This window comes from Sphingomonas sp. PvP018 (assembly GCF_017876865.1).
Taxonomy (GTDB): Bacteria; Pseudomonadota; Alphaproteobacteria; order Sphingomonadales; family Sphingomonadaceae; genus Sphingomonas; species Sphingomonas aerolata.
In genome coordinates this window covers 1342566-1359721 of sequence record NZ_JAGIOU010000001.1, presented here as the reverse complement: position 1 = coordinate 1359721, position 17156 = coordinate 1342566, and the positions used below count along the sequence as shown (strand labels likewise).

Annotated in this window: 20 protein-coding genes and 1 tRNA gene; 19 read left to right on the top strand and 2 right to left on the bottom strand. The window is 68.9% G+C overall.

What is annotated here, in order from left to right; genetic code table 11:
• The first annotated feature begins 116 nt into the window (after positions 1-116).
• The 17 genes from gspF to J3A66_RS05675 all read left to right on the top strand — a co-directional run bounded on the left by gspF (position 117) and on the right by J3A66_RS05675 (position 12889).
• Complete coding sequence (gene gspF, locus J3A66_RS05755) at positions 117-1343, top strand: type II secretion system inner membrane protein GspF (protein WP_209567700.1); 1227 nt, start codon at positions 117-119, stop codon at positions 1341-1343.
• An 8-nt stretch (positions 1344-1351) separates the two neighbouring features.
• On the top strand, positions 1352-1792 hold the full coding sequence (gene gspG, locus J3A66_RS05750; RefSeq protein WP_031395041.1) for a type II secretion system major pseudopilin GspG: 441 nt from the start codon (positions 1352-1354) through the stop codon (positions 1790-1792).
• Entirely contained in the window at positions 1767-2249 is a 483-nt protein-coding gene (locus tag J3A66_RS05745) for a GspH/FimT family pseudopilin (RefSeq protein ID WP_209567698.1), read from the top strand. The genes gspG and J3A66_RS05745 overlap by 26 nt, the downstream gene beginning before the upstream one ends.
• A gap of 16 nt (positions 2250-2265) precedes the next feature.
• A complete protein-coding gene (gene gspI, locus J3A66_RS05740; RefSeq protein WP_031440015.1) occupies positions 2266-2661 on the top strand; it encodes a type II secretion system minor pseudopilin GspI in 396 nt (131 codons plus the stop codon).
• On the top strand, positions 2658-3371 hold the full coding sequence (gspJ, locus tag J3A66_RS05735; RefSeq protein ID WP_084215297.1) for a type II secretion system minor pseudopilin GspJ: 714 nt from the start codon (positions 2658-2660) through the stop codon (positions 3369-3371). The genes gspI and gspJ overlap by 4 nt, the downstream gene beginning before the upstream one ends.
• Positions 3358-4338: a type II secretion system minor pseudopilin GspK gene (gene gspK / locus J3A66_RS05730; protein ID WP_031440013.1), complete on the top strand. Its 981-nt coding sequence runs from the start codon at positions 3358-3360 to the stop codon at positions 4336-4338. The genes gspJ and gspK overlap by 14 nt, the downstream gene beginning before the upstream one ends.
• Positions 4335-5456, top strand: coding sequence for a type II secretion system protein GspL (gene gspL, locus J3A66_RS05725; RefSeq protein WP_209567696.1), 1122 nt, complete (start codon positions 4335-4337; stop codon positions 5454-5456). Before gspK ends, gspL begins: the two co-directional genes overlap by 4 nt.
• Positions 5453-5929 carry a type II secretion system protein GspM gene (gspM, locus tag J3A66_RS05720; protein ID WP_037532937.1) on the top strand — a complete coding sequence of 159 codons (477 nt, stop codon included), beginning with the start codon at positions 5453-5455 and terminating at the stop codon, positions 5927-5929. The genes gspL and gspM overlap by 4 nt, the downstream gene beginning before the upstream one ends.
• Positions 5926-6690 carry a type II secretion system protein N gene (gspN, locus tag J3A66_RS05715; protein WP_209567694.1) on the top strand — a complete coding sequence of 255 codons (765 nt, stop codon included), beginning with the start codon at positions 5926-5928 and terminating at the stop codon, positions 6688-6690. Before gspM ends, gspN begins: the two co-directional genes overlap by 4 nt.
• A gap of 74 nt (positions 6691-6764) precedes the next feature.
• Positions 6765-6841 (top strand) — tRNA-His (locus tag J3A66_RS05710).
• 105 nt (positions 6842-6946) lie between these two features.
• The gene (locus J3A66_RS05705) at positions 6947-7996 is read left to right on the top strand and encodes a Glu/Leu/Phe/Val dehydrogenase (RefSeq protein ID WP_192007233.1); all 1050 of its coding nucleotides are present in this window, start codon (positions 6947-6949) and stop codon (positions 7994-7996) included.
• A gap of 106 nt (positions 7997-8102) precedes the next feature.
• Positions 8103-8828 (top strand): heme ABC transporter permease CcmC, encoded by a 726-nt coding sequence (gene ccmC / locus J3A66_RS05700; protein WP_107932387.1) that lies wholly within the window; start codon positions 8103-8105, stop codon positions 8826-8828.
• Positions 8829-8939: 111 nt separating this feature from the next.
• A complete protein-coding gene (gene ccmE / locus J3A66_RS05695) occupies positions 8940-9386 on the top strand; it encodes a cytochrome c maturation protein CcmE (protein WP_209567693.1) in 447 nt (148 codons plus the stop codon).
• Positions 9383-11296, top strand: coding sequence for a heme lyase CcmF/NrfE family subunit (locus tag J3A66_RS05690; RefSeq protein ID WP_209567691.1), 1914 nt, complete (start codon positions 9383-9385; stop codon positions 11294-11296). Before ccmE ends, J3A66_RS05690 begins: the two co-directional genes overlap by 4 nt.
• Positions 11293-11820 carry a redoxin family protein gene (locus tag J3A66_RS05685; RefSeq protein WP_031440727.1) on the top strand — a complete coding sequence of 176 codons (528 nt, stop codon included), beginning with the start codon at positions 11293-11295 and terminating at the stop codon, positions 11818-11820. The genes J3A66_RS05690 and J3A66_RS05685 overlap by 4 nt, the downstream gene beginning before the upstream one ends.
• Entirely contained in the window at positions 11817-12251 is a 435-nt protein-coding gene (locus tag J3A66_RS05680) for a cytochrome c-type biogenesis protein (RefSeq protein ID WP_107046015.1), read from the top strand. Before J3A66_RS05685 ends, J3A66_RS05680 begins: the two co-directional genes overlap by 4 nt.
• A complete protein-coding gene (locus J3A66_RS05675; RefSeq protein ID WP_348633999.1) occupies positions 12212-12889 on the top strand; it encodes a hypothetical protein in 678 nt (225 codons plus the stop codon). Before J3A66_RS05680 ends, J3A66_RS05675 begins: the two co-directional genes overlap by 40 nt.
• Before the next feature lie 78 nt (positions 12890-12967).
• On the opposite strand, the gene J3A66_RS05670 is transcribed toward J3A66_RS05675, so the two are convergent.
• Both J3A66_RS05670 and ald read right to left on the bottom strand, forming a co-directional pair.
• A complete protein-coding gene (locus J3A66_RS05670) occupies positions 12968-13186 on the bottom strand; it encodes a DUF3072 domain-containing protein (protein ID WP_056405507.1) in 219 nt (72 codons plus the stop codon).
• A 52-nt stretch (positions 13187-13238) separates the two neighbouring features.
• Positions 13239-14345 carry an alanine dehydrogenase gene (gene ald / locus J3A66_RS05665; protein ID WP_037532307.1) on the bottom strand — a complete coding sequence of 369 codons (1107 nt, stop codon included), beginning with the start codon at positions 14343-14345 and terminating at the stop codon, positions 13239-13241.
• 127 nt (positions 14346-14472) lie between these two features.
• Here ald and J3A66_RS05660 point away from each other — a divergent pair, with 127 nt between their 5' ends.
• Together J3A66_RS05660 and J3A66_RS05655 are read left to right on the top strand one after the other, a co-directional pair.
• Entirely contained in the window at positions 14473-14913 is a 441-nt protein-coding gene (locus J3A66_RS05660; protein WP_166747635.1) for an Lrp/AsnC family transcriptional regulator, read from the top strand.
• A 311-nt stretch (positions 14914-15224) separates the two neighbouring features.
• On the top strand, positions 15225-17072 hold the full coding sequence (locus tag J3A66_RS05655; protein WP_107932838.1) for a potassium transporter Kup: 1848 nt from the start codon (positions 15225-15227) through the stop codon (positions 17070-17072).
• The last annotated feature ends 84 nt before the right edge of the window (positions 17073-17156 follow it).

Below are 17156 nucleotides of genomic sequence, written 5' to 3'. Positions count from 1 at the left end.
CCTCTGGCCTTCCGTTCGTTTCGAGCGCAGTCGAGAAATCGGCGCCACACGCGCGGACAGTGGTTTCTCGACTTCGCTCGAAACGAACGGGATAATGCGGCAATCGGGTCACCCGCATGGCTGATTTCGACTATGTCGCGATCGACACCAAGGGCGCCGAGCGCCGCGGCCATATCGCCGCGGCGGACATCGACCTCGCGCGCGCGACGCTCGACGCGCGCAAATTCTACGTCGTCAAGATCAGCCCGGGCACGCCGCCGCAGGCGACCAAGGGACGGCCGCTGTTCGGGTTGCAGCTCGGCAAGCCCAAGATGTCGGGCAAGAATCTGACGCTGTTCACGCGCCAGCTCGCCACGCTCAACCGCGTGTCGCCGCTCGAGGAGTCGCTGCGCACGATCACCCGCCAGACCGAACAGGACAGCGTCCGCGCGATCGTCCAGCACGTTCATGCGGGCGTCGTCGAGGGCCGGCGGCTGGCGGATGCGATGGCGCGCGAGCCGAAGAGCTTCCCGCCGCTCTACCGCGCGATGGTCGCGGCGGGCGAGAGTTCGGGGTCGCTGCCGACGATCCTCGACCGGCTCGCGGCTTTGCTCGAACGCCAGGCGGAGATCCGCGGCAAGCTGATCACCGCGCTCGCCTACCCCTCGATCCTCGCGCTCGTCGCGATGGGGGTGGTTACCGCGCTGATGATGTTCGTCGTGCCGCAGGTGGTCGAACAGTTCGACACGGTCGGGCAGGAGTTGCCGCTGCTGACGCGGATGGTGATGGCGTTCTCGGCGTTCCTCGTTGGATACTGGTGGGTGATCGCGCTCGTCCTGCTGCTGTCGGGGCTGATCCTGTGGCGCGCGCTGAAGGATCCGGGCTTCCGGCTCGCCTTCGACAGCTGGCTGCTCAGGATCCCGATGCTCGGGCGACTGCTGCGCGACCTGCATGCGGCGCGGATGGCGCGGACGCTGGGGACGATGGTCGCGAGCCGCCTGCCGCTGCTCGACGGGCTCAACCTGACCGCGAGCACGATCCACAACCGTCGGCTGCGGCTCGCGTCGGACCAGATCGTCGACGCGATCCGCGGCGGCGGCAGCCTGTCCGCGGCGATGCGGCGCGCGGGCGTGTTCCCGCCGCTGCTGACCTATCTCGCCGCGTCGGGCGAGGCGGCAGGGCGGCTCGACGAGATGCTCGAACGCGCCGCCGACTATCTCGAACGCGAATTCGACCGCTTCACCGCTACCGCCCTGTCGCTGCTCGAACCGCTGATCATCGTCGTGATGGGCGGCATCGTCGCGACGATCGTGCTATCCATCCTGCTCCCGATCCTCCAGCTCAACACGCTGGCAGGCCAATGAGGTTTTGTATGCGTCCGGAAGAGAAGAAGAAGCGTCGTGAAGCGGGTTTCACGCTCGTCGAGCTGATGGTGGTGATCGTGATCATCGGCCTGCTGGCGACGATCGTCGCGCTCAACGTGCTGCCCTCGGGCGATACCGCGCGGATCCAGAAGGCGAAGGCCGACATCGCGCAGATCGAGGGCGGGCTGGAGCTCTACAAGCTGCAGAACATGACCTTCCCCAACACGTCGCAGGGGCTGAACGCGCTGGTCACCGCACCCGCCGGGCTGACCGATCCGTCGCGCTACCAGCGTGGCGGCTATCTCAAGAAGCTGCCGAACGATCCCTGGGGTCGCCCGTATCTCTATGCCTCGCCCGGCACGCATGGCGAGGCCGACGTCTGGACCTTCGGCGCCGATGGCAAGGAAGGCGGCGAGGGGATCGATGCCGATATTGGCAGCTGGCAGTAGGTCCTGGCGTCACGCCGACCGCGGCTTCACGCTGGTCGAGCTGATGGTCGTGGTGACGATCATCGGGCTCGCATCGGCGGTGGCGGTCTTCGTGATGCCTGACCCGCGCGGCCGCGTGTTCGACGAGGCGACGCGGTTCGCGGCGCGGACGCGTGCGGCGCATGATTCGGCGATTGTCGAGGCACGCCCGGTCAGCGTCTGGATCACCGGCGGCGGCTATGGCTTCGACCAGCGGCTCGCGGGCGGCTGGACACCGATCAGCGAGAAACCGATGCGCGTCGAACGCTGGAACGACGGCACGCGCGCGGTGATCGGCGACATGAGCGGCCGCGTCCGCGTGACCTTCGACCCGACCGGGCTGGTCGACCGGCCCGCGGTCGTGACGCTCAGCCGCGGCGGGGCGAACGCGACCGTGACGATCGACGCCGATGGCACCGTGCGCGCCGATGCGCGCTGAATTGCCCCGCGCATCGATGCCTGCTGAAACCGATCGCGGGTTCACGCTCATCGAGATCATGGTCGCGCTCGCGGTGTTCAGCCTGGCGGCGATGGCGCTCGTCCGGCTGGAGAGCGCGACGATCCGCGGCGCGTCGATCCTCGACGACACGCTGGTCGCGCAGATGGTCGCGCGCAACGTCGCGATCGACGCAGTGACGCAGGCGCAGCCGCCGACCGCCGGAACCGTCACCGGCGCCGAGACCAATGGCGGGCGCCGCTGGGCCTGGACGCGGTCGGTGCGCGCGATGGGCGGCTCGTCCGTCTTGCGGATCGACGTGGCGGTCGCGGATCGCGGCGGCGCCGTGCTCGGTCGCCTCACGATGATCCGCCCCGCTCCGCGCCAGAGCGCGACGACGGTGACGACGTCATGACCGGGCGGTGCACGGTGCGCTCCGCCGAACACGGCTTCACCCCCGTGAGGCGTTCCGCCGAACACGGCTTCACCCCCGTGAGGCGCTCCGCCGAACACGGCTTCACGCTGGTCGAGGTGATGGTCTCGCTGCTGATCTTCGGCATGATCGCGGCGGCGGGGGTGGCGATCCTGTCGTTCAGCGTGAAGGCGCAGAGTGCGACGGGGACGAAGCTCGACGATCTCGGCGCGCTGACGCGGACGATGTCGATCCTGTCCGCCGATCTCGGCCAGGCGGCGCTGCGGGGCACGCGCGACGAATCCGGCGCGCCCTTGCCCGCGTTCGTCGGCGAGAGCGGGTCGGACGTCGCGCCGATGCTCCGCCTCGTCCGCGGTGGCTGGACCAATATCGACGGCGCAGCGCGGTCGAGCACGCAGAAGGTTGCGTACCGGGTCGCGGACGGCGCGCTGCAGCGGATCGCCTATCCGATGGTCGACGGCGCGCCGCCGCTGCCGCCCGCCGTGCTGCTGCCCAATGTCCGCCAGGTCCGGCTGCGCTACCGATTGGGTGGCGCGTGGAGCGACCGCTGGGACGGCGTGCAGGGCGTGCCCTTGCCCGAGGCGATGGAGCTGAGCGTCCAGCGCACCGACGGCCTGGTCTATCGCCAGCTGTTCCTCGTCGGATCGGGCTATGCGCCGCCCGCGCGGGAGGTCCAGAATGAAGCCCCCTGAGCACGAACGCGGCGCCGCGCTGCTGACCGTCCTCATGCTCGTCGCGATCGTCGCGGTGATGGCGGGGGCGGCGCTCGAGAAGCTGCGGCTGTCGACGCGGCTCGCGGGCAATGCCGCGGCGGGGGAGCAGGCGCGCGCCTATGCGCTGGCCGCCGAGACGCTCGCGCTGACGCGGATCGACGCGATGCTGGGGCCCAATGTGAAACGCGTGACGTTGCAGGGCGACTGGAGCGGCAAGCCGTTCGGGATGCCGCTGCCCGGCGGCGGCTTTGCGACCGCGCGCGTGCGGGACGGGGGAAACTGTTTCAATCTCAACAGCCTGGTGAGCGGACGCGCCGGCGCCTATGTCACCGACCCGCTGATGCGGCCGCAATTCGTCCGGCTGATGCGGCTGCTCGACATCCCCGCGCAGGTCGGTGAACAGATCGCCGCGGGCGCCGCCGATTGGATCGACAGCGATCAGGACCAGCAGGCGATGGGCGCGGAGGACGGCGCCTATCTAAACCGCGAGACGCCCTATCGCACCGCGGGCACGCTGATGACCGACCCGAGCGAACTCCGCGCGGTGGTCGGCATGACGCCGCAAATCTATGCGACGCTCAGGCCGTGGATCTGTACACTGCCGGTCGCGCAGGCCGCGCCGATCAACGTCAACACGCTGCTCCCCGAACAGGCGCCGATCCTGGCGATGCTGTTTCCCGACACGATGTCGATCGCGGGTGCGCGCCAGATGATCCTGCAACGCCCGCCGCAAGGGGTCGCGACCACCGACGTGTTCTTCAAGAGCGCGGCGTTGCAGGGCAATGCCAATGCGGATGGCGAACGGGGGACGGCAGTGGTGTCGAAATGGTTCACGCTCGATATCGATGTGACGGTGGGGACGACGGTTTTGCAGGAACAGGCACTGATGGACGCGACGACGCTTCCCGCGCGGCTCGTATCGCGGCAATGGGGCGAGCCATCATGACCACGCTCCTGTTCCTTCCCTCCGGCGCGACCGGCTTTCGCTGGATGCGGATCGCCGACCAGCGCATCGTCGCGCAGGGCGAGGGGATCCCGACCGCCGAAGATCGCGGCGACCTGAACGCGGACCACCGCGTCATCGCGGTCGCCCCGGCAGAGGCGGTGACCTTGCACTGGGCCGAACTGCCGTCGCGCAGCGCCGCACAGGCGACCGCCGCCGCCCGGCTGCTCGCGGCAGAGGCGAGCGCGGCGCCGCTCGGCGAACTCCATGTCGCGGTCGGTGACGAGGGGCAGGGCGACCGGCCGATCGGCGTGGTCGGGATCGAGGCGATGCAGGGCTGGCTGCGGATGCTCGCGGCGGCCGGCGTCGACCCGGTGGCGATGCTCCCCGCACCGATGCTGCTGCCGCGCCCCGACGAGGGCTATGTCCGCGCCGAGCTTGCCGGCGACACGGTCGTGCGCGGAACGTCGACCGGATTTGCCGACGAGCCGGGGCTGACCGCGCTGGTGACGGGCGACACGCCGCCCGTGGCCGTCGAGCCCGCCGCGCTCGAGGCGGCGCTGGCGGCGGCGGTCGCGACATGGCCGCTCGACCTGCGGCAGGGGATGTTCGCGCGGCGCCGGCGATTCGCGCTCGACTGGGCGCTGATCCGGCGGCTGGCGGTGCTGTCGGGGCTGATCCTCGCGGTGACGCTGGCGATCACGCTGGTCCGGATCGCGAAATACAGCTTCGGCGCGGACATGATCGAGGCGCAGACCGAACAGGTCGCCCGCTCGGGCCTGCCACGCGGCGAGACGGTGAACGATGCCGGGCGCCAGCTTGGCGAACGGCTGTCGCGCGTGCGCGGGCCGGGGCTGGGCTTCAGCACGACCACCGCCACGATCTTCGCCGTGGTCCAGGCGACGCCGGGCAGCGAGATCACCGCGCTCGACTTCCAGCCGAACGGGACCGTCCGACTGGGCGTCGCCGTCGAGCGCGAGGCGCTGGCGACCGATCTCAGGAGTGCGCTCGAGCGTGCCGGCTTTGCGGTTCAGGCGGGCGTCTTCCAGGCGGCAGCGGGGCGCGTGTCGGGCGAATTCACGATCACGGCGGGCCGTGCAGGCGGGAGCGAGGGCGCATGACCGGGTTGCGGCACTGGTTCGAGGGGCGATCGCTGCGCGAGAAGCGGCTGTTGCTGGTGATGGCGGCGCTCGCGGTGCTGACCCTGCTCTGGGGCGCGGTGATCCGCCCGGTCGGCGACGGCCTGTCGAGCGCGCGCGAACGCCATGCCAATGCCGTGACCCGGCTCGGCGAGACGCAGGCGATGGTCGCGCTGCTCCGCGACGCGCAGCGGTCGCGGCCCACGCCGCTGACCGGATCGCTCGATGCGATCGTGCGGACCCAGGCGGACCTCGCGGGGTTCGCGATCACCAGCCTCGACCAGGAGGGCGCGGACCGGGTGCGGATCGTGATGCCGTCGGCGCGGCCGGGCGCGCTGACCGCATGGCTGGCGCGGCTCGAGCGCGCGGGCATCCTGGTCGACGCACTGACCATGACCGACAAGGGTGACCGTACGGTGAGCGTGACGATGACGTTGAAGGCGCGCGCCGCATGAGCGACAGCGCACGCTTCGTGGGCGTCGGCGCACGCCGCGTCACGCGGATCCGGTTGCGGACCGGCCCGACCGCCATGTTCGGCGGCATGCTGCTGCTCGCACTGATCGTGTTCCTGCCGATGCGCGCCGCGCTTGGCTGGGTCGGGATCGAGGATGCGGGGCTCGTCGCGCGCCGCGTGACGGGCACGATCTGGGGCGCGACGCTGACCGATGCGCGGTTCGGCGAGCTGTCGCTCGGCGACCTCCATGCCCGGCTCGCGCCCTTGCCGCTGCTGGCGGGTCGCGCGCGGATCGTGCTGGCCGGGCCCGAGACGGAGCCGCGGCCGCTGCGCGGATCGGCGAGCGTCAGCCGCCACGGGTTCGGCGTCGATGATCTGACCGCGACGATCCCGACCGGCGCGGTGTTCGCGCCGGTGCCGGTCACCACGCTCGATCTCGACGGCGTGACCGTGCGGTTCGCCGACGGCCAGTGCGAGCGTGCCGAGGGGCGGGTGCGTGCGACGCTGGGCGGCGAGGTGGCGGGGATCACGCTGCCGCAGTCGGTCAGCGGTACGCCCAAATGCGAGGGCGACGCGCTCATCGTGCCGCTCGCCAGCCAGGCGGGGACCGAGGGGATCACGCTGCGGATCGACGGCACGGGCCGCTACCGCGCGGTGCTGACGCTGCAACCGACCGACCCGATCGTCCAGCAGCGGCTCGAATCGATCGGCTTCGTGCGCGGGGCGGGCGGCTATAGCCAGGCGATCGAAGGCAGTTTTTGACGACATTCGACGCGGCGCATGATCGCGGCGCTTGACGGACCCGAACAGCCCGCTTAGGGGCACGGGCCTTCGCGGCGATCGTAGTTCAATTGGTTAGAGCGTCGGCTTGTGATGCCGGATGTTGCGGGTTCAAGTCCCGTCGGTCGCCCCATTATTTTCCCAACTGCTTGGCCTTGCGCCGCTTTGTGCTGGTAAAACCGGCCGGAAAATAATATTTCAGGTTTAAGCAATTTTCTTCTTCCTGATGGAGCCGGCGATGACAGCGGTTTGGGACCTTCCCGATTTCGACGACCATGAGGGCGTTCACGTCTTCACCGATCCGGTTTCGGGTCTCCGCGCCGTCATCGCGCTGCATTCGACCAAGCTCGGGCCCGCGGCCGGCGGCACGCGCTTCTGGCATTATGCGGACAATGGCCGCGCGGTGACCGACGCGCTGCGCCTGTCGCGCGGCATGAGCTTCAAGAACGCGATGGCCGGGCTCGAGCTCGGCGGCGGCAAGGGCGTCGTCCTCGCGGCCAAGCCCGGCGACGTGATCACCACCGAACAGCTCGAGGCGTTCGGCCGCGCGGTCGAATCGCTCGGCGGCCGCTATGTGACCGCCGAAGACGTCGGCATGTCCGAAGAGCGCATGAAGGTGATCGCGACCCAGACGCGCTACGTCTCGGGCCTGCCGGTCGCGAGCGGTGCGGCGGGCGGCGATCCGGGGCCGTACACGGCGCTCGGCATCTATCTGGGCGTCAAGGCGGCGGCGCAGCGCGGGCTCGGCGCGACCGACATGAAGGGCGTGCGCGTTGCGATCCAGGGCGTCGGCTCGGTCGGCGGCGGGCTCGCCCGGCTGCTCGCCAAGGACGGCGCGGTGCTGACGCTCGCAGACGTCGACGAGGGCCGCGCGCAGGCGCTGGCGGGTGAGCTCGGCGCGACAGCAGTCCCCGCCGAGGCGATCCTGACGACCGACACCGACATCTTCAGCCCGAACGCGCTGGGTGCGATCCTGACCGAAATGTCGATCGCCGCGCTCAAGGCCAAAGTCGTCGCGGGCGGCGCGAACAACCAGCTCAGCGTCCGCGAGGACGGCGCGCGGCTCCACGCACGCGGCATCCTCTATGCGCCGGATTACGTGATCAACGCGGGCGGCATCATCAATGTCGGCCTCGAATATCTCGGCCAGGGCGACGAGGCCGAAGTGAAGGCGCGGATCGCACGCATCCCCGAGCGGCTGATCCAGGTCTGGGACGAGAGCGACCGCAGCGGCGAACCGTCGTCCGACGTCGCCGATTCGATCGCAAAGCGCCTGATCGGCCGTTAAGTCCGTCTCCCTTTCGCGGGGACGGTGACACGGCGGGCCGCTCCCTCTCCCCACGTGGGGAGAGGGGCTTTAAGTCCGTCACGACTTGCCATAGTGGTAACACCCAGTGGCCACCCTGCACGCCCTTGCCAATCCCGCGCGCTTCCTGAAGATCGCCAGGCCGCTGACGCCTGCGCTGTTCTGGGCGGGCGTCGCGCTGATCGCGCTGGGCTGCTGGGCGGGACTGACGCAGACCCCGCCCGACTATCTGCAGGGCGAGACGGTGCGGATTCTCTACATCCATGTTCCCGCCGCCTGGCTCGGCATGGGCGGCTGGAGCGGGATCGCGATCTCCAGCATCATGCTGCTCGTCTGGCGTCACCCGCTGGCCGGCATCGCCGCACGCGCAATCGCGCTGCCCGGCGCGGTGTTCGCGGCTTTGTGCCTGATGACCGGCTCGATCTGGGGACGGCCGACCTGGGGGACGTGGTGGCAATGGGACGGGCGGCTGACCTCGATGCTGCTGCTGTTCTTCGTCTATCTCGGTTATATGGCGCTGGCGAAGGCGGATGCGGACCGCGGCGGCGACGGGCGCGTGCCCGCGCTCTACGGCCTGGCCGGATCGGTGCTGCTGCCGATCATCCGCTATTCGGTGATCTGGTGGAACACGCTGCATCAGGGGCCGAGCATCGGGCTGACCAAGTCGACGATCGACGGCGCGATCCTCTGGCCGCTGCCGATCATGCTCGCGGGCTTCACCTTCGTCTTTGCCGGCATCGTGCTGATGCGGATGCGGACCCTGCTCGCCACCGCCAAGGCCGAGGCGCGGATGCGTCGGATGGCCAGAGCGTGAAGGTGCGCGCATGACCGCCTGGCCGTTCGTGATTGCCGCCTATGCCGTGACGCTGGGCGGCGGCGCCGTCGTCGCGCTGCTCAGCTATCTGGCCATGCGGAAGGCGGAGCGATGAAGGCCAAGCATCAGCGGCTCACCCTCGCGCTGCTCGCGCTCGGCGCGGTCGTCGTCGCGGGGCTGCTCGCTCTGTCCGCGCTGAAGGACCAGGCGTCGTTCTTCTACGCGCCCTCCGACGTGAAGCGCGACGGGCTGCCGCTCGGGCGCGCGGTCCGGCTCGGTGGCATGGTCGCGGACGGATCGGTCAAGCGCGCCGCGGACGGCGTCACCGTCCACTTCACCGTCACCGACGGCGCCGCGACGACCCCGGTGGTCTTCGCCGGGATCGTCCCGAACCTGTTCCGCGAGAAATCGGGGGTCGTCGCCGAGGGGCAGTTCCAGGTCGACGGCCGCTTCGTCGCGTCCAACCTGCTCGCCAAGCATGACGAGAAATACATGCCGCCCGAAATGGCGGGCAAGATGCACGAGACCAAGACGCTCGCACCGGACCGCGGTTCATGATCGCCGAAGCCGGACTCGCGGCGCTCTGGCTCGCCGGCGCGCTGGCGGCGCTGCAACTCGCGATGGCGGTGATCGGGATCGCGCGCAACCGCGACGACATTGCCACGGCGGTGCGGCCGGTGGCGATCGTCCAGGGCGTGCTCGCCGCGCTGGCGATGGCGCTGCTGATCAAGCTGTTTCTCGAGTCCGACATGTCGGTGAAGCTGGTCGTCGAGAACAGCCATTCGGCCAAGCCGTGGCTGTACAAGTTCGCGGGCGCATGGGGTAATCACGAGGGGTCGATGCTCCTCTGGGTGACGATCCTGGGGCTGGCAGGCGGCGCGGTCGCAATCTTTGAACGTGCGCTTCCCGAACGCACCCTGGTCGCGACTCTCGGCGCGCAGGCGACGATCGCGCTCGGCTTCTATGCGTTCCTGCTCTTCTCCTCCAACCCGTTCGCACGGCTGACCCCGGCGGCGCCCGACGGGCTGGGGCTCAACCCGCTGCTCCAGGACCCCGGCTTGGCGTTTCACCCGCCGACGCTCTACACCGGCTATGTCGGGCTTTCGGTCGCCTTCTCGTTCGCGGTCGGTGCGCTGGTCACGCGCGACGTCGGGCCGGGCTTCGCCAGGGCGATGCGCCCCTGGGTGCTGATCGCGTGGATCTTCCTCACGCTCGGCATCACCGCGGGCAGCTACTGGGCCTATTACGAGCTCGGCTGGGGCGGCTGGTGGTTCTGGGATCCGGTCGAGAACGCGTCGCTGATGCCGTGGCTTGCGGCGACCGCCTTGCTCCATTCGGTGACGGTGCTGGCGACGCGCGACGGGCTGCGCGCGTGGACGATCATGCTTGCGGTGGTCGCCTTCTCGATGTCGATGATCGGCACGTTCCTGGTGCGCTCGGGCATCCTGACCAGCGTCCACGCCTTTGCGGTCGATCCGGAGCGCGGCGCGTTCATCCTCGCGCTGCTCGCCATCTATATCGGCGGCGCGCTCGCGCTGTTCGCCGCGCGGATCGGCACCGTGCGCGCGGGCACGACCTTCGATCCGGTCAGCCGCGAGGGCGGGCTGGTCGCGAACAATCTGCTGCTGTCGGTGATCCTCGGCATCGTCCTGATCGGCACGCTCTACCCGATCGTCGCGGCGAGCTTCGGCGTGCAGCTGTCGGTGGGCCCGCCCTTCTTCAACAAGGCCGCAGGACCGATCGCGCTGGCTTTGGTCGCGGTGATGGCGGTCGGGCCGCTGCTGCGCTGGCGTCGCGACGAGGCGAGGGCGGTCGTCGGCCGGGTCGCGCTGCCGATCGCGGCCACCGTGGTGGCGGCGGTCGCGCTGCTGTTCGTCTGGCCGGGCGTGCTGCCCTGGGCAGGGCTCAGCCTCGCGGCGGGCCTCGCAGTGGCGAGCGTCGCGCCCCTGTGGAAGCGCAATCTCCGGCGCACGCCGATGTTTACCTATGGCATGGTCCTCGCGCATCTCGGCATCGCGGTCAGCCTGGCGGGCATGGCGTCCGACAGCGCATTCACCAAGGAAACGCTGGTCGCGGTGCGCGCAGGCGAAGCAGCGCGCGTCGGGCCCTATAGCGTCACGCTCGACGGGATCTCGCCGGTGATCGGCGAGAACTGGTCCGCGCTCGAGGCGCAGCTGACCGCGACGCGCGGCGATGACAGCACGCGGCTCCATCCGCAGCTCCGCTTCTTCGCCAATCCGCCGACCAGCACCAATGAATCGGCGATCCTGACCGCGCTCGACGGCCAGCTCTATACCGTGCTCGGCCAGCCCGACGGGCAGGGGCGGTGGCAGTTGCGGCTGTGGTGGAAGCCGTTCGTGACGCTGATCTGGTTCGGCGGCGTGCTGATCGCGCTGGGCGGGGCGCTGTCGCTGGTCGGGCGGCTGCGTCGCGAACGGCGCAGCGCAGTCCGGGCGGCCTGGGCATGAAGCGGTTCGCGCTCTGGGCGCCGCTGGCGATCTTCGCCTTGCTGTTCGCGGTGGTCGCGAGCGGGCTGTTCCGGCCGGCGGACAAGGTCGTGCGCTCGGCGATGGTCGGCAAGCCGCTGCCCGACTTCGCGCTGCCCGCGATGGTGCCGGGCAAGCCGGGGCTGACCAGCGCTTCGTTCAAGGGCGGTCAGCCGCGGTTGCTCAACGTGTTCGCCAGCTGGTGCGTGCCCTGCATCGCCGAGGCGCCGCACCTGATGCGGCTGAAGACGATGGGCATCCCGATCGACGCGATCGCAATCCGCGACACGACGCCCGCGATCGCCGGCTTCCTGCGCCGCAACGGCGACCCCTATGCACGGATCGGCAGCGACACCGCGAGCCGGGTCCAGCTCGCGCTCGGCTCGTCGGGCGTGCCCGAGACCTTCGTGGTCGATGGCCGCGGGATCGTCGTGAAACAGATCATCGGCGACATACGCGAGGACAATATCGGCGAGATCGTCCAGGCCGTCAGGGAAGCCCGATGAGCGGGCGGTCAAGCCTTGCGCTGGCGGCAGGCGCGACGGTCGCGGCGCTGCTGTTCTCCGCCGCGCCCGCCGCTGCGCAGCCCGTCACGCCGCCCGCGCATTACGCCAATGTCCAGCTCGCCGATCCCGCCAAGGAAGCCTCCGCCAAGGCGCTGATGGAGACGCTGCGCTGTCTCGTCTGCCAGGGCCAGTCGATCGCCGACAGCGATGCGGACATGGCCGCCGACATGCGCGCGCTGGTCCGCGAACGGATCGCGCGCGGCGAGACGCCCGCCTCAGTCCGCGACTGGCTGGTGTCGCGCTATGGCGATTATGTCACTTATGACCCGCCGCTGTCGGGGCTGACCTGGCCGCTGTGGCTGGCGCCGATCGCGCTGCTGGCGATCGGCGCGTGGATCGCACGGTCGAGTTTCCGCCGGAGGACGCGCTGATGGGCTGGCTCTGGCTCGGGATCATCGCGGTTGGGGCGTTCGCGCTGCTGGCGGTGCTGAGGGTCGACCGGCTGTTATGGTCGATGGTCGCCGCCGCGCTGATGCTCGGCGCGGCGGGCTATGCGCTGCAGGGCGAGCCCGGGCTCGCCGGGCATCCGGTCGTGACGGGCACGACGATCACGCCCGATGACGGGTCGATGATCGAGCTGCGCGACAAGATGCTCGAACGCTATACCGGTGCCGCCGCCTATCTGGTCGCGGCGGACGCGATGACGCGGATCGGCGAGCGCCGCGCCGCGGTGAAGGTCCTGCTCGGCGGGATCCGCGTCGCGCCGAAAAGCCTCGTCCTGTGGACCGGGCTCGCCAATGCGCTGGCCGCGCATGACGGCGATCAGGTCTCGCCACCGGCGCTGTTCGCGTTTCAGCAGGCGATGCGGATCGCACCGCGCCACCCGGCGCCGCCCTTCTTCCTCGGCCTCGCCTATGTCCGGTCGGGCAATTTCGCGGCGGGGCGACCCTATTGGGCCCGCGCGCTCGCGCTGACGCCGAAAAGCGTGTCCTATCACGACGAGATCGCGGTCCGCCTCGCGCTGCTCGATCAGGTCATGGCCGCACAGGACGCCCCACCGGCGAGCTGATCACCGACGCAAAACGGGACCCGGATCGTCCGGCGCGATGCCGGGGATCCTGGGTCCCGTTCCGTGCCGCAAAAGGGCTTACTGGCCGCGGCCGGTCTTGCCCTGGAGCTCGTCGATCTTCAGCGAGGCATCGGCCTTCGTCAGCGATTCGTCGAATTCCTCATGCGCCTCTTCGGACAGCGTCTTCAGATAGCTGGCCTGTGCGCCGGTCATCTTCTCGTCGCCGGTCGTCCAGTCGTGCGGATCCTTCTCGGCGTTCGAAAAGGGCTCGGACTTTGGGTTCGGGGTGTCGGACATGCGTGAAATTCCTTCCGCCTGTCCAACCCCCGTGTTCCGCATCCGTTCCCGCTTAATTCGACCAAGCTTCGTAAGGTAAACCCAGATCATCCGCGACCGCCTTGTACGCGATCTTGCCCTTGTAGACGTTGAGCCCGTTGGCGAGGTGCGGGTCGGCCTTCATCGCGGCCTCCGCACCCAGATTGGCGAGCTTCAGCGCGAACGGCAGCGTCGCGTTGTTGAGCGCGAAGGCCGAGGTGCGCGCGACCGCGCCGGGCATGTTGGCGACGCAGTAATGGATCACGCCGTCGACCTCGAACACCGGGTCCTCGTGCGTCGTCGCATGGCTCGTCTCGAAGCAGCCACCCTGGTCGATCGCGATGTCGACCAGCACCGAGCCGCGCTTCATCGTCTTGAGCATCTCGCGCGTGACGAGCTTGGGTGCCGCCGCGCCGGGGACGAGCACCGCGCCGATCACGAGATGCGCGTTCTTCACCGCCGCCGCGATCGCGGCCTTCGACGCATAGGCGGTCTTGATCTGGCTCGAGAAGAACATGTCGAGCTCGGCAAGGCGATCGTTCGAAATGTCGTAGATCGTCACGTCGGCGCGCATGCCGACAGCCATCTGCGCGGCGTTGACGCCCGACACGCCGCCGCCGAGGATCGCGACCTTGGCCGGCGCGACACCGGGGACGCCGCCGAGCAGGACGCCGCGGCCGCCCTGTTCCTTTTCGAGATAATGCGCGCCGACCTGCACCGACATGCGGCCCGCGACCTCGGACATCGGCTTCAGCAGCGGCAGGCCGCGGCGATGGTCGGTGACGGTCTCGTACGCGATGCAGGTCGCGCCCGACTTCATCAGTCCTTCGGCCTGCGGCTTGTCCGCGGCGAGGTGGAGATAGGTGAAGAGCAGGTGGCGCGGTTCGAGCATCGCGATCTCGACCGGCTGCGGCTCCTTGACCTTCACGATCATGTCGGCGGCGGCGAACACCGCGGCGGCGGTCGGCAGGATCGTCGCGCCCGCGTCGACATAATCCTGGTCCTCGAAGTCGATGCCCGAGCCCGCCTGGGTCTCGACGACGACCTCATGGCCCGCGGCGACCAGTTCGGCGACCGACGGCGGGGTCAGGCCGACACGATATTCGTGATTCTTGATTTCCTTGGGAACACCGACGCGCATCATTTCCACTCCATTATCTTTGACTGCAGTGTAGCGCGCATCGACCGGGAAGGGTTCGCAAAGCCGTCCCGCTGCCCTATCGGATTTGGGAGAATATTGCATCCACGAACGACGAAGCGGGAAATTTGTGAGTATCACGATCGAGCGCAGGATCCTGGACCTGCTGGCCGCCAATTCCGACCTGACCAGCGCCGAGCTGGGCGAGGCGGTAGGCCTGTCGCCAAGCGCGGCGCATCGCCGCGTCGCGCAGCTGCGCGAGAGCGGCGCGATCACCGGCTATCGCGCGGTCCTGTCGCGCGCGGCGCGCGGCGATCCGAGCATCGTCCTGGTCAACGTCACGCTGCGGGACCAGCGCAAGGAGACGATGGCGGCGTTCGAGGCGGAGATCGTGCGATGCCCGCAGGTCGTGCAATGTTTCCTGATGAGCGGCGAGGCGGATTACATGCTGCATGTCGAGCTCCGCCGCGGCGAGACGTTCGAACGCATCCACCGCGAGACGCTGTCGCAACTGCCCGGCGTCACGCGGCTGGCCTCGCATTTCGTGATTCGCGAAGTCGTCACGCGCTGACGTTTTCCCGCGCACGCGGGAATCCAGGACCAAGCACGGCAACACCCGTTACCGATAGCGTCCTGCCTCAAACGGGCGAAGCGGCATGATCAGCGCCGGTTAATCCACGTTGCCGGCGGTCCCGTTGCCGCTCTCCAACCCCCATGCTAAATGCGCCAGCTTGGGGCACAGGGTGAAATCGGAATTTCGATGATGATTGCTGCACTTCCGGGTCGATTCACCGTCCAGTGAGCGTCGATCCCACAGCCGCGGCCTCGACCGTGCCCCCCGCCGGTCTCGATCCGGATACCGGCCACCATCATGCGGACGGCATGCTGAAACTCGCCTTTGGCGCGATCGGCATCGTCTTCGGCGATATCGGCACGAGCCCGCTCTACGCATTCCGCGAGACGTTCGCCGGGCACCACAAGCTCGCGCTCGATTCGGCGCACATCATGGGCGTCATCAGCCTGATGTTCTGGTCGATGATGATCGTCGTGACGGTGAAATACGTCATCATCATCATGCGCGCGGACAACAAGGGCGAGGGCGGCAGTCTCGCGCTGCTCGCGCTCGTCTCGGGCAAGACCAAGACGCGGCGCTGGAGCAAGGGGATCATCCTGCTCGGCGTCTTCGCGACCGCGCTGTTCTACGGCGACAGCATGATCACCCCCGCGGTCTCGGTGCTGTCCGCGGTCGAGGGGCTCGCGGTCGCCGCACCGAGCTTTGCCGGGCTAGTCCTGCCGATCGTGATCGCGATCCTGATCGCGCTGTTCTGGGTCCAGAAGAGCGGCACCGCGCGAATCGGCATGGTGTTCGGGCCGATCATGCTGGTGTATTTCAGCGTCATCGCGGTGCTCGGCATCCTCAGCATCATCCAGACGCCGGGTGTGCTCTGGGCCTTTTCCCCGCATTATGCGGTCGAGTTCTTTCTGATCGATCCGACCCGCGCGTTCCTCGCGCTCGGCTCGGTCGTGCTCGCGGTGACCGGCGCGGAGGCGCTCTATGCGGACATGGGGCATTTCGGCCGCCGGCCGATCGGCATCTCCTGGCTGTTCTTCGTGCTGCCCGCGCTGATCCTCAATTACATGGGGCAGGGCGCGCTGCTGTTCCGCGACGGGCAGGCCGCGCTCGTCAGCCCGTTCTACAATCTCGCCCCCGAAAGCCTCCAGCTGCCGCTCGTCCTGCTCGCGACGATGGCCGCGGTGATCGCGTCGCAGGCGGTGATCTCGGGCGCGTTCTCGGTCACGCAGCAGGCGATCCAGCTCGGCTTCATCCCGCGCCTGCGGATCGAACATACCAGTGCCGCGACCGCGGGCCAGATCTACATCCCGCTGGTCAACGGCGCGCTGATGGTGATGGTGATCCTGCTGGTGCTGTTCTTCCGCACCTCGTCGAACCTGACCAGCGCTTACGGCATCGCGGTGACGGGAGCGATGCTGATCGACACCTGCCTGCTCGGCGTCGTGCTGTTCCGGCTGTGGAACTGGCCGAAGATCGCGGCGATCCCGCTGCTCGCGATCTTCTTCCTGGTCGACGGCGCCTATCTGGCCGCGAACCTGACCAAGGTGCCCGATGGCGGCTGGTTCCCGCTGCTGATCGGCCTCATCATCTTCACCTTCCTGACGACCTGGTCGAAGGGGCGGCAGCTGATGATCGACCGGATGCGCGAGGCGGCGATGCCGATCAAGGTGTTCATCGGCTCGGCGGCGAACTCCGCGTCGCGCGTGCCGGGGACCGCGGTGTTCATGACCTCGACCTCCGACGGCGTGCCACATGCGCTGCTCCACAACCTCAAGCACAACAAGGTACTGCACGAGCGCGTCATCCTGCTGACCGTCAAGATCGTCGGCCAGCCCTATTGGCCCGCGCACGACCGTGCGGTGCGCGACGAGCTCGGCGACGGCTTCCACCGTCTGATCCTGCGCTACGGCTTCATGGAGGATGCCGACGTCCCCGCCGCGCTGCGCCAGGTGCACAGCTGCGGCGCGGACTTCAAGATGATGGACACCAGCTTCTTCCTCTCGCGCCAGACGTTGCTCGCCTCGGACAAGCCCGGGATGATGCTGTGGCGCGAAAAGCTGTTCGCATGGATGCTGCGCAACGCCGAAAGCGCGATGGAATTCTTCCGCCTGCCGACCAACCGCGTCGTCGAGCTCGGCAGCCAGATCGAGATTTGATCTCAGTCGGTCGGCACCCCGCACCTCCCCGGCGGAGGCCGGGGCCCAGTTGGGAAACGTCGATGGCGGACGTCACCCGAAGTT

What these genes read in the sequence shown, in the direction of transcription:
- J3A66_RS05670 (WP_056405507.1), bottom strand. Translation starts at nt 13,186, where the DNA reads ATGTCCGACACCCCGAACCCAAAGTCCGAGCCCTTTTCGAACGCCGAG.
- ald (WP_037532307.1), bottom strand. Translation starts at nt 14,345, where the DNA reads ATGCGCGTCGGTGTTCCCAAGGAAATCAAGAATCACGAATATCGTGTC.
- gspJ (WP_084215297.1), top strand. Translation starts at nt 2,658, where the DNA reads ATGACCGGGCGGTGCACGGTGCGCTCCGCCGAACACGGCTTCACCCCC.
- J3A66_RS05705 (WP_192007233.1), top strand. Translation starts at nt 6,947, where the DNA reads ATGACAGCGGTTTGGGACCTTCCCGATTTCGACGACCATGAGGGCGTT.
- gspK (WP_031440013.1), top strand. Translation starts at nt 3,358, where the DNA reads ATGAAGCCCCCTGAGCACGAACGCGGCGCCGCGCTGCTGACCGTCCTC.
- J3A66_RS05690 (WP_209567691.1), top strand. Translation starts at nt 9,383, where the DNA reads ATGATCGCCGAAGCCGGACTCGCGGCGCTCTGGCTCGCCGGCGCGCTG.
- gspM (WP_037532937.1), top strand. Translation starts at nt 5,453, where the DNA reads ATGACCGGGTTGCGGCACTGGTTCGAGGGGCGATCGCTGCGCGAGAAG.
- gspL (WP_209567696.1), top strand. Translation starts at nt 4,335, where the DNA reads ATGACCACGCTCCTGTTCCTTCCCTCCGGCGCGACCGGCTTTCGCTGG.
- gspN (WP_209567694.1), top strand. Translation starts at nt 5,926, where the DNA reads ATGAGCGACAGCGCACGCTTCGTGGGCGTCGGCGCACGCCGCGTCACG.
- J3A66_RS05680 (WP_107046015.1), top strand. Translation starts at nt 11,817, where the DNA reads ATGAGCGGGCGGTCAAGCCTTGCGCTGGCGGCAGGCGCGACGGTCGCG.
- ccmE (WP_209567693.1), top strand. Translation starts at nt 8,940, where the DNA reads ATGAAGGCCAAGCATCAGCGGCTCACCCTCGCGCTGCTCGCGCTCGGC.
- J3A66_RS05745 (WP_209567698.1), top strand. Translation starts at nt 1,767, where the DNA reads ATGCCGATATTGGCAGCTGGCAGTAGGTCCTGGCGTCACGCCGACCGC.
- J3A66_RS05685 (WP_031440727.1), top strand. Translation starts at nt 11,293, where the DNA reads ATGAAGCGGTTCGCGCTCTGGGCGCCGCTGGCGATCTTCGCCTTGCTG.
- gspI (WP_031440015.1), top strand. Translation starts at nt 2,266, where the DNA reads ATGCCTGCTGAAACCGATCGCGGGTTCACGCTCATCGAGATCATGGTC.
- gspG (WP_031395041.1), top strand. Translation starts at nt 1,352, where the DNA reads ATGCGTCCGGAAGAGAAGAAGAAGCGTCGTGAAGCGGGTTTCACGCTC.
- J3A66_RS05655 (WP_107932838.1), top strand. Translation starts at nt 15,225, where the DNA reads ATGCTGAAACTCGCCTTTGGCGCGATCGGCATCGTCTTCGGCGATATC.
- gspF (WP_209567700.1), top strand. Translation starts at nt 117, where the DNA reads ATGGCTGATTTCGACTATGTCGCGATCGACACCAAGGGCGCCGAGCGC.